This window comes from Streptomyces sp. MB09-01 (assembly GCF_033794505.1).
Taxonomy (GTDB): domain Bacteria; phylum Actinomycetota; class Actinomycetes; order Streptomycetales; family Streptomycetaceae; genus Streptomyces.
The window spans coordinates 1-11535 of the sequence record NZ_JARAYQ010000257.1 but is presented as its reverse complement, the minus strand read 5'-3'; the positions used below and the strand labels follow the sequence as shown (position 1 = coordinate 11535).

Sequence of the window (11535 nt, the reverse complement as noted above, 5' to 3'; positions counted from 1 at the left end):
GCCCAGGACACAGGGCACGGCTCCCCCCCACGGGACACGGCCCCCGGGCACGGGACACAGCTCCCCCCACGGGACACGGCCCCCGGGCACGGGACACGGCACGGCCCCCGCCGCGGGACACGGCCCCGGACACGCCAACAGGCGGCACCACCGACCGTTCCGGTGGTACCGCCTGGCGCATTCGTTCACCGGGCGACGGACTCCTGCGCCGCGGGGGCGGCGGCTTCACCGCCCTTGGGCGCGCCGTCGGCCTCGGCCGCCGGCGCCGGCCCCGCGCCCCGGAGCGGAACCTCCTTCACGAACCAGGCCGCCGCGAACCCCAGTACGGCGATGCCCGCGCCGAGCAGGAACGCCGAGTGCGTACCCGCGGCCACCGCGTGCTGGTATGCGTCCCGCACGACCTCCGGCAGCTTCGCCAGGCTCGCCGCGTCCAGCTGCGCGGACCCCGCGGCCGTGGCCGCCTCCGGCCCCAGCCGCTCGGACATGGTGTCCGTGACCCGGCTGGTGAAGAGGGAACCCATCAGCGCGACGCCGAAGGAGCCGCCGAGCGTACGGAACAGGGTCGCCGAGGACGAGGCGACGCCCATGTCCTTCATCTCGACGCTGTTCTGCGCGACCAGCATGGTGATCTGCATCAGGAAGCCGAGCCCGGCACCGAGGACGGCCATGTAGAGCCCCGACACCAGGCGGGTGGTGTCGGTGTCCATCGTCGCGAGGAGGAACATCCCGACGACCATGAGCGCGCCGCCGGCGATCGGGAAGACCTTGTACCTGCCGCTGTTGGTGGTGACGCGGCCCGCGATCAGCGAGACGACCATCATCGAGAGCAGCATGGGCAGCAGGAGCAGGCCCGAGTTGGTGGCGGAGGCGCCCTGCACCGACTGCTGGAACAGCGGCAGGTACAGCACGCCGCCGAACATCGCGAAGCCGACCAGGAAGCCGATCACGGACATGAGGGTGAAGTTGCGGCTGCGGAAGATGTGCAGCGGCATGACCGGCTCTTCGGCCTTGGTCTCGGTGTAGAGGAAGGCGGCGGTCGACAGCACGCCGACGACGATCAGGCCGATGATCTGGCCGGAGCCCCAGGCGTACTCGGTGCCGCCCCACGTCGTGACGAGCACGGTGGAGGTGATGGCGATGGTCAGCAGCGCCGCGCCGAGGTAGTCGATCTTCGGGCGGACCCCCGGCTCCGTCTTCTTGGGCAGGTGCAGCACCGCCGTCACCATCGCGAGCGCCACGGCGCCGAGCGGCAGGTTGATGTAGAAGGACCAGCGCCAGCCCATGTGGTCGGTGATGGTGCCGCCGACGAGCGGGCCGCCGATCATGGCGAGGGCCATCACGCCGGCCATCATGCCCTGGTACTTGCCGCGCTCACGGGGCGGGATCAGGTCGCCGATGATCGCCATGACGCCGACCATCAGACCGCCGGCACCGAGGCCCTGGATCGCGCGGAAGCCGATCAGCTGACCCATGTCCTGGGCCATGCCGCTGAGCGCGGAGCCGATCAGGAAGATGACGATCGAGGTGAGGAAGGAACCCTTCCGCCCGTACATGTCGCCGATCTTGCCCCAGATGGGAGTGGAGGCCGCGGTGGCCAGCGTGTACGCGGTGACCACCCACGAGAGGTGCTCCAGGCCGCCCAGCTCGCCGACGATCGTGGGCATCGCGGTGCCGATGATCATGTTGTCGAGCATCGCGAGCAGCATCGCGATCATGAGTGCCATGAGGACGACCCGTACGCTGCGCGGCTTCACCTCCTCCGAGGTCCCCGCAGGCTTGACTGTGTCCACCATGTCCACTCCCCTGGCCCTACTTCTCATACTTAACACTTGGTCTACGTCCCGCACCGGCACTTACTTGCCGCCCGGCTAGTTCACTACACTGGGGACCGTAGACCCGTAACTAGCCGGGCGTCAAGTAAGTAATTGGGGAGAGCCATGTCCAGCAGCAGTCCGCAGCGGCGCCGTGGCGACACGCGTCAGCGCATCCAGGACGTCGCACTGGAGCTCTTCGTCGAGCAGGGGTACGAGAAGACGTCGCTGCGCGAGATCGCGGAACGGCTGGAGGTCACGAAGGCGGCGCTGTACTACCACTTCAAGACCAAGGAAGACATCATCATCAGCCTCTTCGAGGACCTGACGCGGCCCATCGACGAGCTGATCACGTGGGCGGAGGGGCAGCCGCGCACCCTGGAGACCAAGCGCGAGGTGCTGCGGCGCTACAGCGAGGCGATGGCGGCGGGCGCGGCGCTGTACCGCTTCATGCAGGAGAACCAGGCGACCACGCGCGAGCTGAGCATCGGCGAGACGGTCAAGAAGCGGCTCTTCGCCCTGGTGGAACTGCTCCGCACGCAGGACGGCCCCCTGGAGGACCAGGTCCGCTGCGTCAGCGCGCTGTTCACCCTGCACGCCGGAATGATGTTCCTCCAGCACGTGGAGGGCGACCCGGAGGAGACCCGCCTGGCGGCCCTGGCGGTCGCCACTGACCTCATCACCCAGGCCCACCACGAGGCGTAGCGGCCGTCCGGGCCGCGCTCCGCGGCGCGCCGAACTGGCCGACCGGCCCGGCGCCGGCCTGGCGGCTGAGGGCCGGCGCCCGGCCGAGCTGCGCGGGGAGGCGCCCGAAGAGGATCGACTTCCCGCCGGTACAGGCGTGGCGGCGGACCGGAATTCGTCGTGAGTGCATCGCGGGCGCTCCCGGATCCAGGCTGGCCGGCCGAGCTCCCGCCCGCGCAGGGCCGGATCAGAAGAGGCGGCGGTCCTCGCTCGCGATGGGTACGTCGTTGATGCTCGCCTCGCGACGCCTCATCAGGCCGTCGTCGTCGAACTCCCACTGCTCGTTGCCGTGGCTGCGGAACCACTGGCCGGCGGCGTCGTGCCACTCGTACTCGAAGCGGACCGAGATGCGGTTGCCGGTGAAGGCCCAAAGCTCCTTGCGGAGGCGGTAGTCGAGCTCGCGCTCCCACTTCGCGGCGAGGAACTCGCGGATCTCGGCGCGGCCGGTGAGGAACCGGTCGCGGTTGCGCCAGACCGAGTCCTCCGTGTACGCGAGGGCGACGCGCTCGGGATCCCGGCTGTTCCAGGCGTCCTCGGCGGCCTGGACCTTGGCGCGGGCGGACTCTTCGGTGAAGGGGGGCAGGGGCGGACGTGTCACGGCGGATCCTCCGAAGCGGAGACGAGAGCGAGAACGATCGTTCTCCACCGTACGAGAACGAGCGTTCTCGCCGCAAGCGGAAACGGGCTACCCTGCCCTCATGGACGACGAAGAGGCACGGACCCGACTGCTGGACGCGGCGGAGGAGCTGTTCTACCGGCACGGCATCCAGGCCGTCGGCATGGACCGCATCCGCACCGCCTCCGGGGTCCCCCTCAAGCGTCTGTACCGGCTCTTCCCGGCGAAGGATTCGCTGGTCACCGCCTATCTGGAACGCCGCGACCGGCGCTGGCTGGACTCCCTGCGCACCGCGGCCCTCGCCCCGGCGGAGCCGCGGGCGCGGGTGCGCGCGGTCTTCGACTGGCTGGCGGAGTGGTTCACCGAGCCCGACTTCCGGGGCTGCGCGTTCCTCAACGCGTACGGGGAACTGGGCGCGGCGGCCCCGGAGATCGTCCGCGTCCACAAGGTCGAACTCCACGCCCTGCTGGCCGGCCTCACCGCCGATCCCGCGGACGCCGCCGATCCCGCGGACGCCGCCCTCGCCGATCCCGCCCTCGCCGACCGGCTCCTGATCCTGACCGAGGGGGCCACGACGGTGGCGGCCCTCACCCCCGGCCCGGAACCGGCGCACCGGGCCCGGGAGATCGCGGAGCTCCTGCTGGGAGAGTGACGTAGGTCACGCGCACAATGGTGCGCCGGGCTGTCACATCCGGGCCGCGTTTTCCGTCAGAGCTGTGTAACCGTCCACACGGCAAGGAGATCACGATGGAAGCGCGTCTCAACTTCTACGGCAACGCGGTCGCGACCAAGTTCGGCCGGTACATCAACTCGGCGGGCAAGGTCATCTCGGACTCGACCCTGCCGCACGCCACGCAGGAGCTGGTGAAGCTGCGGGCCAGCCAGATCAACGGCTGTGGATTCTGCACCGACATGCACTTCAAGGACGCCTCGCACGCCGGGGAGGACCCGGTGCGGCTCAACCTGGTCGCGGCCTGGCGCGAGGCGAAGGTGTTCACCGACGCCGAGCGGGCGGCCCTGGAGCTGACCGAGCAGGGCACCCGTATCGCCGACGCGGCCGGCGGTGTCACGGACGAGGCCTGGGCCGAGGCCGCCAAGCACTACGACGAGGACCAGCTGGCCGCGCTGGTCTCCCTCATCGCGCTGATCAACACGTACAACCGCATGAACGTGATCGTCCAGCAGCCGGCGGGCGACTACCAGCCGGGCCAGTTCGGCTGATCTCCGGCCCGCAACCCGGACCACCCCCGCACCGGTCCGGCCCCGATCGGGGCCGGACCGCGCCGGGCTGGGTACGCGCTGGGTGCGCGCTGGGTGCGCGTACTCACGACAGGACCGCGGCTGCTCCCGACCATGGAGGGAGTCCACAGTCCCGGGGAGAACCGATGACCGCTCGCACGCTCGTCCGCCTGACCTTCGCGAACCCCGCTTCGCTGATCTACCTGGGCCTCGTCGGCACCGCCGTGGCGATCGCGACGGCCGTCACGCTGTTCGCCCCGGACCCCGGGTTCATTTGGGTGCTCCCCGCCTTGTTCGCGTTCCCGCTGTTCTTCTTCGTGACACTGGTCCATGGAGCGGTCCACGGGGAAGGCCAGCCCGAGACGTGGCTCTTCCTCACCGAGCTCGTCCTCTGCGTACTGGCCCAGTCGCTCGTGCTCGGCACCGTCGTGGAGGCCTCCCGCGGCCGCCTGCGCGGACGGCCGCGGACCGGCTGACTAGCCGGCGCTGCGGGGGAAGGTGATCTCGACGCGACGGTTCTTCTTGCGGCCTTCCTCGGTGCTGTTGTCGGCGATCGGATAGTCCTCGCTGTACCCGCGGACGTCGAAGACGACACCGGGGTTGGTGACGGTCTTGGCCAGCTCGGCCTGCACGGCGTCGGCGCGCTGCTTGGACAGCTCCTTGCCGTGCTCGTAGCTGCCCTGGTCGTCGGTGAAGCCGAAGACCCTTACGCGGGTCGCCTTCTGGGTGTTGATCTCGGCGGCGATGGCCTGGATGCGGGCGGCGGCCTGCGCGTTGAAGACTGCGCTGTTCTCCGGAAACAGCACCTCGGACTGCAGCGCCATCATGACGGTCTGATTCGTCTCCTGCCGCCGCTGCTCCCCGCCGAGGTCTTCGACGACCTCGGCGATGTCCAGCACCTTGACGGGGGCGAGCGTGCCGCCCTGCGGGATCTTGAGCCCGGGGGCGTTGGAGTCGATCTGCACGGGTGCGGAGGCGGAGGGCTCGGTGCCGGGGGGTACGGACGGCTTGACATCGTCGGCATGGGCGACCGCCGCCCCGACTGACTGAACGCCGGCAATGACGAGCCCGACGACGGCTGTTGCGGCGAGGACGCGGTGTCGTTTGGTCATGGGGTCACCCGGAGAGTTTGACGGTCGCTGTGGCGAAGGTGGGGAGGCTGAGGTCCACCTCAACGGTGCTGGTCGGCGGAGCGGGGAACTGAGCGAAGAACGGCATGGTCTGGCCGGCTTCGATGATGTTCAGCCCAGTCGTGCACAGGCACCGGCCGTCGGTGTCCCTGAGCACGTAGTACCGCTTCTTGCCGACCTTGTCGACCAGGGTCACGCCGGCCACAGATACTCCACTGGAGTTCAGCTCGTTACCGCGCCAGGGCGCGGTGTTCACGTACGCGGCATTGCCGGTGTTCTTCAACTGCCCTTCGACGGTGAGGAATCCTCCGGCGTCCCGTGCGGCCTTGTTGATCGTCAGAACCATGCCCGCCTCGCCGTTCACCGTGGCGATGACCTGAGCCGGGGGGGCATCGGTGCCCTTCACCGCTCCAGACTGGGACGCCTCGCCACCGCCCTGCGGCTTCGCCGACGTGGACGCAGCGGGCTTGTCCGACTTCCCCTCGCCCCCGCACCCGGTCAGGGCAAGGGTCAGGACCGCCACCATCCCCACAGCCGCCTTCCCGTGGGCCGCGCGCCGCCGAACACTCATGTACTTGGCTTCCTTGTCTCTCGGTCGTCAATCGATCAGGCGTATGTCGAACAGAGCCGCAGCCAGCGAACGCCACGCGCGTGGTTGGGCGGGGTCGTAGTCCACGACGACCCCTTTGTCGCAGGAGAACTTGATCGGCCCGGGCGGCTCCGGTATCGGCGCCGAGCCGCCACCGCTTCCCAATCCCCCGGGTTTGACCTGGCAGCGAGGAACGATCTCCGCTCTCGCGTACGCTTCGCCGTGCTTTCCGCTCGTTCCGGGGACGACAGAGTCCCCCACCGTTCCGTTCGTCATCGACCGGACGCTGAACCGGGTGCCCGACCGGTTGCACACCACCGTCGCGTCGTTCATGGCGGCGAAGTCGTGCGCCGCCGCACAAGCGCGTCCGGAGGGGTCGAATCGATTGCCCAGCAGGACCTGTTCCCACTCCTTCGGCGAGAGGGTGGCGAGGTCGAGGCCGGGCACCAGTGCGTCCCTGGCCTCGCGCGCCGCCGCGAGCGCGGCGGCGTCCGCAGCTCCCTGCGCATTGCTACGGACGATCGCCGCCTTGCCGATGGTGAAGTACGCCAGAGCAGCGAAGAGGAGACCCGCTACGAGTACGACGTAAATCGGGAAGGCCTGACCTCGGTCACCGTCGAATCGGCGCCACGTCACTTTCCTGCCGTGATGCTGGCGACGGCAGCAGTGATCTTGGTCGTGATGGCCTGGCCGATGCCGGTACCGATGATCGCACCGATGATCACGACGACCACCAGAATGATCCCCAGGTACTCGAATGCCGTCTGGCCGCGATCCGTTGCGCCCTTGCCCTCGTACCGCTTGCGCATCCTCGCCAGGGTGTTCTGTGACATGGGGGTTCCCTCCCGGGCCGGTACCGGTGTCGATCTGCGGACGGTACGGCGAGTCACCAGTCGTCACCAAGGGTCCCGGGGCCCAATTACGGACCCACTGCGCACTCTGTCTACCCATGACCGGTCACTCCTGGACGGGCGGTTCCCAGCCAGCGGGCTATCGCCTCGCTGCGCGTGGCGCTCTGGAGCTTCGCGAAGATGCGGTTGATGTGGTTCTTGACCGTCTTCTCGCTGATGAAGCAGGCGGCCGCGATCTGCTGATTGCTCATCCCGGACGCGATCAGATCCATGATCTCCACCTCCCGGGAACTCAGCCCGAAGACAACAGAGTTGTGCATCCGCTCAGAAGACTGTGCCACAGCTCGTTGCGGATGCGAAGAGGCCCGGAGTTCTGTGAGGAGGGCGCTCGCGGCGGTCGGGGTGAAGTGGGGGCGGCCCAGTGGGGCGTCCCGTACCGCCCTCAGCAGCTCGTCCGTCGTGAACTCGCCGTGCACGAGGTAGCCCCCGGCGCCCAACGACAGGGCCTCGCAGATGATGTCGGCTTCCCTGCTGTACGTCAGCATCAGTACGGGAGCCAGCTGCACGAGGTGCGGCAGCGCGGAGATCCCGTCCACGCCGGGCATCCGGACGTCCAGCAGGATCACGTCCGGGGCGTGCCGGCGGGTCAGGCTCAGGGCCTCGCGGCCGTCCTCCGCCTGGGCCGTCACGTCGAGGTCCTCGGCCGCGCCCAGGATGGCCGCCAGGCCCGCCCTGATGACCGGGTTGCCGTCCGCGATGAGCACGCTCAGCCGCGCCATGGCTCAGCCACCCCCGAACAGCGCGCCGAAGTCGACGTTCGCGCCGTAGACGAAGCCGCAGACCAGCAGGATCAGCGTGCCCGGGAGCATGAACATGGTCACCGCGAACGTCGCCTTCGGAACGGCCCGGGCCGCGCGGCGGCGGGCGTTCTGGGCATCCGTACGGCGCATGTCCTCGGCGATCGCGATCAGGGTGTCGACGATCGGGGAGCCGAGTTCCTCGCCCTGCTGGAGGGCGGTCACGAACTGCGCGACCTGTTCGCTGTCGTTGCGGCGGCGCAGGTCGTCGAAGGCCTGGCGGCGGCTGACGCCCATGTCCATCTGCTGGAGCGTGATGCGGATTTCGTCCGCCCACGGGCCCTCGTACTTGTCCGCCACCCGGGCCAGCGCCTGCCGGAAGCCCAGCCCCGCGCTCACCACCACGGCGAGTACGTCGAGGAAGTCGGGCAGGGTCCGCTCGATGTGGTCGCGGCGGACCCTGATGGCCGACCACAGACCGGCCTCGATCCAGAAGAGCCCGAAGGCCACCATGAACAGGGCGGCGACCAGTTGGCCGTTGATCAGCATGGAGAAGGCCCCGAGCGCGCCCAGGGCGCCGTACACCGCGCGCCGGGCCGCGTACCGGTCGATCGTCAGGCCTGCCGGGTTGCCCGCCATGTCGATCTGGCGGCGCTTGCGGGCGACCCGCGCCGGGCCCATCGCGCTCAGGACCAACGGCGCCCAGCGGATGCCCATGCGGTCGACGAGGGAGCCGACCGCCGTCGTGCGGGTGGCCCCGACCTCCAGGGCCAGCGCGAGGTCCGTGGGCAGTTTCACGTCCGCGCGGTAGAGACGGATGCCGTGGAAAGCGCCGAGCACGGAAAGGGCCACGGCGAGTGCGAGAAGGAGTCCGGTCATCGTCCTGTCGCCCCCTCAGACGTCGATCTTCGAAAGGCGGCGGATGAGGAGGAAGCCCAGGGCGAAGAGGCCGAGGGCGATGAGGACGGCCGTCTGGCCGAGGAACGCGCCGGTCATCCGGTCCAGCGCGCCCGGCATCATCATGTCGACCAGCAGCAGCGAGCCGAGTCCGATCGACGGGACGAGGTACGCCGTCACCGTCACCTGGGACAGCTGGGTACGGATCTCGCGACGGGTCTCCTTGCGCTGCTCCAGCGTCACCGTCAGGTTGCGCAGGCTGTCCACGATGGCGCCGCCCGCGCGGGCCGACAGGACGAGCGTGGAGACGAGGACGACCAGTTCCCGCGACGGGAGGCGTTCGGTGAGTTCGCCCAGGGACTCCTCGATCGAGTGGCCCACGGCCAGGCGGTCGGCGACGCGCGCGAGTTCTTCGCCCGCCGGGGCCTCCAGTTCCTCGGCCGCGATGCCGATGGCCGTACGGAGGGCCAGCCCGGCCTGGGTGGCGTTGGCGAGGATGCGGGCCAGGTCGGGGAGCTGGTTGATGAACCGTTCCGTACGCCGCGCCCGCTGCCAGTTCAGGAAGGCGTTCGCCGCCCAGATGCCGATCACGCCCGCCACCGGACCGAAGAACGGCGCGAGGAGGGACGACGCGACGAGCCAGACGCCCGCGATCGAACCCAGCATGTAGACGAAGAACTCGCCGGGGGTGAGGTCCAGGCCGGTGGTCGCCAGCTTCATCTCGATGCGCCGGCCCAGCTTGGTCTTGCGCAGCCGTCGGTCGACGCCCCGGAAGCGGCGCCGACGCCCGAGGGGCTCCGGCATTCCGCTCGACGAGAGGCGCTCGATCAGTGCGGCGCGCTGGGCGCGCCCGGCGACGTACGCCTGCAGGCCGGCGACGACGAGCACGCACGCGAGCAGCGTGGCGCCGAGGGTGAGGAGGATCAGTGGGTTCACAGGGCGGTCCGGGTGATGTGCGGGGTGGTGAGGGGGTCGTCCGGCAGGGCGACCCCGAAGGCCTGCGGGATGGGCTGGTTGTTCATGTAGAGGCGCTCGGCGATCCGGCGCGGCAGCGGGTAGTACTCGAAGTAGCCGTGCACGCGTCCGTCCGCCCCTATCGGCTGCGCGGCGAAGCGGCAGACCGTCGTGATCCGGAAGGGTTCGCGGCCGTGGGACTCCAGGATGGAGATCTCCGTGATGCGGCGTGAGCCGTCGCCGAAGCGGGTCAGCTGGACGATGACGTTGACGGCGCTGTTGATCTGGTCCTGAAGGGCCTCGAAGGGGATCTCCACCTCCGACATGGAGGCGAGGGTCTGCAGGCGCATGAGCGCGTCCGAGGAACTGTTGGCGTGCACGGTGGCGAGGGATCCGTCGTGGCCCGTGGACATCGCCTGGAGCATGTCGAGGGTCTCGCCGCCGCGGACCTCGCCGACGATGATGCGGTCGGGGCGCATGCGCAGGGAGTTGCGTACGAGGTCGCGGATGGTGATCTGGCCCTTGCCCTCCACGTTCGCCGGGCGGGATTCGAGGCGGATCACGTGTGCCTGCTGGAGCTGTAGTTCCGCCGAGTCCTCAATGGTGATGATGCGCTCGCCCTCCGGGATCAGGCCGGAGAGCGCGTTGAGGAGGGTGGTCTTGCCGGTGCCGGTGGCGCCGGAGACGATCACGTTCATCTTCGCCGCGACGAGGCCGGACAGCAGGAGCAGCATCTGCTCGTCGAGCGACCCGAGCGCGATCATCTCGTGCAGGGTGAAGGCCCGCGGGAACCGCCGGATCGTGAGGGTCGCGCCGGTCAGGGAGAGCGGCGGAATGATGACGTTGACGCGCTCACCGCTGGGCAGCCGGGCGTCGACCATCGGATTGGCCTCGTCCACGCGGCGGTTGACGGTGGAGACGATGCGCTCGATGGTCTGCATCAGCTGCTCGTGCGAGGCGAAGCGGAGGGGGAGCTGCTCGACGCGGCCGGCGCGCTCGACGAAGATCTGGTCGGGGCCGTTGACCATGATCTCGGAGATCGAGGCGTCTTCGAGGAGCGGTTCGAGCACGCCGAGCCCGAGGGCCTCGTCGACGACCCGCCGGATCAGCTGCGCGCGCTCGACGGTGGAGAGTACGGGGCCTTCGCGGCTGATGATGTGGCCGAGTACGCGCTCCAGGCGCGTCCGGCGCTCGGCGGGCGCGAGCGCGGACATCTCGGCGAGGTCGATCTCCTCCAGCAGCTTGGCGCGGTAGGAGGAGACCAGCCGACCGTCCTCGCGGGGGCTGTGGCGGTCGTCGGGGGTGTTGACCCGGGAACGCAGGCTCATGGTCCGGTCACCTTCGGGTCGTCGTTGGGCATGACTGCCGTGGCCGACGCCTTGTGCGCGTCGAGTCCTGGCACGATGGAGTTGGCGGTGAGGGTGACGGTGACACTGACCGCATCGGCCGACTTGGCCCAGGAGAAGGTGGCGCTCCCCCCGAGCCCCCCGCTGATCGCGGCCCGTCCAGCCGCCTCGCCGCCCTTGCCGTTACGGGCTTCCACGCGCGCGGCGGTACGCGCGGCCGTGTCCGCCTGCTCCTCGGCGTACGCAACCCAGCCCAGCTGGATCCCGCCCAGCGCGACGAACAACAGGATGGGCACGAAGCCGATGTACTCCAGGGCCACTTGGCCCCGGTCGGAGCGCCACTTCCGGTTCCGGTTCATGTCACTCCTTCTCCATCGCCGCGCCGCCCGTGCCCGTGATCCGACCGAAGTTGAGCCCGGGGTAGAGGACGGGTATCTGGAGCGTCACGGTCGCCTTGTAGATGTCGCCCGAAGGGCCGCAGTCCGCGTCCATGCCCCAGGCGGCCGAGATGTGCTCCCCCGCGGCGGCCATACAGGCATCGAAAGCGCCCTCCTCCGCCAC

General features: G+C 69.5%; 15 protein-coding genes and 1 pseudogene. 4 read left to right on the top strand and 12 right to left on the bottom strand.

The features are described 5' to 3' along the window. Positions 1 to 185 precede the first annotated feature (185 nt). Positions 186 to 1793: an MDR family MFS transporter gene (locus PV721_RS35350; protein ID WP_319731666.1), complete on the bottom strand. Its 1608-nt coding sequence runs from the start codon at positions 1791 to 1793 to the stop codon at positions 186 to 188. Between the two features lie 144 nt (positions 1794 to 1937). Here PV721_RS35350 and PV721_RS35345 point away from each other — a divergent pair, with 144 nt between their 5' ends. Further along, positions 1938 to 2516 (top strand): TetR/AcrR family transcriptional regulator, encoded by a 579-nt coding sequence (locus PV721_RS35345; protein WP_319731664.1) that lies wholly within the window; start codon positions 1938 to 1940, stop codon positions 2514 to 2516. Between the two features lie 226 nt (positions 2517 to 2742). Here PV721_RS35345 and PV721_RS35340 read toward each other — a convergent pair whose 3' ends face one another. Further along, entirely contained in the window at positions 2743 to 3153 is a 411-nt protein-coding gene (locus tag PV721_RS35340; RefSeq protein WP_319731662.1) for a nuclear transport factor 2 family protein, read from the bottom strand. A gap of 100 nt (positions 3154 to 3253) precedes the next feature. Between PV721_RS35340 and PV721_RS35335 the strand changes: the two genes are divergently transcribed. From PV721_RS35335 to PV721_RS35325, 3 genes are all read left to right on the top strand, one after another. Then, on the top strand, positions 3254 to 3823 hold the full coding sequence (locus tag PV721_RS35335; protein ID WP_319731660.1) for a TetR/AcrR family transcriptional regulator: 570 nt from the start codon (positions 3254 to 3256) through the stop codon (positions 3821 to 3823). 95 nt (positions 3824 to 3918) lie between these two features. Next, positions 3919 to 4392 carry a carboxymuconolactone decarboxylase family protein gene (locus tag PV721_RS35330; protein ID WP_319731658.1) on the top strand — a complete coding sequence of 158 codons (474 nt, stop codon included), beginning with the start codon at positions 3919 to 3921 and terminating at the stop codon, positions 4390 to 4392. A gap of 164 nt (positions 4393 to 4556) precedes the next feature. After that, entirely contained in the window at positions 4557 to 4886 is a 330-nt protein-coding gene (locus PV721_RS35325) for an SCO4225 family membrane protein (RefSeq protein ID WP_319731657.1), read from the top strand. Here PV721_RS35325 and PV721_RS35320 read toward each other — a convergent pair whose 3' ends face one another. The 10 genes and pseudogenes from PV721_RS35320 to PV721_RS35275 form a co-directional block, all read right to left on the bottom strand. Beyond that, positions 4887 to 5522: an OmpA family protein gene (locus PV721_RS35320; protein WP_319731656.1), complete on the bottom strand. Its 636-nt coding sequence runs from the start codon at positions 5520 to 5522 to the stop codon at positions 4887 to 4889. A 4-nt stretch (positions 5523 to 5526) separates the two neighbouring features. Next, positions 5527 to 6111, bottom strand: a complete 585-nt coding sequence (locus tag PV721_RS35315) for a hypothetical protein (protein ID WP_319731654.1) — start codon at positions 6109 to 6111, stop codon at positions 5527 to 5529. Positions 6112 to 6138: 27 nt separating this feature from the next. Next, the gene (locus PV721_RS35310) at positions 6139 to 6765 is read right to left on the bottom strand and encodes a pilus assembly protein TadG-related protein (RefSeq protein ID WP_319731652.1); all 627 of its coding nucleotides are present in this window, start codon (positions 6763 to 6765) and stop codon (positions 6139 to 6141) included. Then, entirely contained in the window at positions 6762 to 6962 is a 201-nt protein-coding gene (locus PV721_RS35305; RefSeq protein WP_319731650.1) for a hypothetical protein, read from the bottom strand. The genes PV721_RS35310 and PV721_RS35305 overlap by 4 nt, the downstream gene beginning before the upstream one ends. 110 nt (positions 6963 to 7072) lie before the next feature. Then, entirely contained in the window at positions 7073 to 7759 is a 687-nt protein-coding gene (locus tag PV721_RS35300; protein WP_319731648.1) for a response regulator transcription factor, read from the bottom strand. 3 nt (positions 7760 to 7762) lie between these two features. Then, a complete protein-coding gene (locus PV721_RS35295) occupies positions 7763 to 8656 on the bottom strand; it encodes a DUF5936 domain-containing protein (protein ID WP_319731645.1) in 894 nt (297 codons plus the stop codon). Positions 8657 to 8671: 15 nt separating this feature from the next. Next, positions 8672 to 9610 (bottom strand): type II secretion system F family protein, encoded by a 939-nt coding sequence (locus PV721_RS35290; RefSeq protein ID WP_319731642.1) that lies wholly within the window; start codon positions 9608 to 9610, stop codon positions 8672 to 8674. Then, on the bottom strand, positions 9607 to 10956 hold the full coding sequence (locus PV721_RS35285) for a CpaF family protein (protein ID WP_319731640.1): 1350 nt from the start codon (positions 10954 to 10956) through the stop codon (positions 9607 to 9609). The genes PV721_RS35290 and PV721_RS35285 overlap by 4 nt, the downstream gene beginning before the upstream one ends. After that, a complete protein-coding gene (locus PV721_RS35280; protein ID WP_319731638.1) occupies positions 10953 to 11333 on the bottom strand; it encodes a TadE/TadG family type IV pilus assembly protein in 381 nt (126 codons plus the stop codon). The genes PV721_RS35285 and PV721_RS35280 overlap by 4 nt, the downstream gene beginning before the upstream one ends. Position 11334: 1 nt before the next feature. Next, a pseudogene (locus PV721_RS35275) lies at positions 11335 to 11535 on the bottom strand (ParA family protein); the annotation flags it as partial.

Bases quoted from the DNA above. Each gene is read 5' to 3' on its own strand.
- PV721_RS35295 (WP_319731645.1), bottom strand. From the start codon at position 8,656: ATGACCGGACTCCTTCTCGCACTCGCCGTGGCCCTTTCCGTGCTCGGC.
- PV721_RS35335 (WP_319731660.1), top strand. From the start codon at position 3,254: ATGGACGACGAAGAGGCACGGACCCGACTGCTGGACGCGGCGGAGGAG.
- PV721_RS35285 (WP_319731640.1), bottom strand. From the start codon at position 10,956: ATGAGCCTGCGTTCCCGGGTCAACACCCCCGACGACCGCCACAGCCCC.
- PV721_RS35305 (WP_319731650.1), bottom strand. From the start codon at position 6,962: ATGTCACAGAACACCCTGGCGAGGATGCGCAAGCGGTACGAGGGCAAG.
- PV721_RS35315 (WP_319731654.1), bottom strand. From the start codon at position 6,111: ATGAGTGTTCGGCGGCGCGCGGCCCACGGGAAGGCGGCTGTGGGGATG.
- PV721_RS35280 (WP_319731638.1), bottom strand. From the start codon at position 11,333: ATGAACCGGAACCGGAAGTGGCGCTCCGACCGGGGCCAAGTGGCCCTG.
- PV721_RS35300 (WP_319731648.1), bottom strand. From the start codon at position 7,759: ATGGCGCGGCTGAGCGTGCTCATCGCGGACGGCAACCCGGTCATCAGG.
- PV721_RS35320 (WP_319731656.1), bottom strand. From the start codon at position 5,522: ATGACCAAACGACACCGCGTCCTCGCCGCAACAGCCGTCGTCGGGCTC.
- PV721_RS35325 (WP_319731657.1), top strand. From the start codon at position 4,557: ATGACCGCTCGCACGCTCGTCCGCCTGACCTTCGCGAACCCCGCTTCG.
- PV721_RS35350 (WP_319731666.1), bottom strand. From the start codon at position 1,793: ATGGTGGACACAGTCAAGCCTGCGGGGACCTCGGAGGAGGTGAAGCCG.
- PV721_RS35330 (WP_319731658.1), top strand. From the start codon at position 3,919: ATGGAAGCGCGTCTCAACTTCTACGGCAACGCGGTCGCGACCAAGTTC.
- PV721_RS35345 (WP_319731664.1), top strand. From the start codon at position 1,938: ATGTCCAGCAGCAGTCCGCAGCGGCGCCGTGGCGACACGCGTCAGCGC.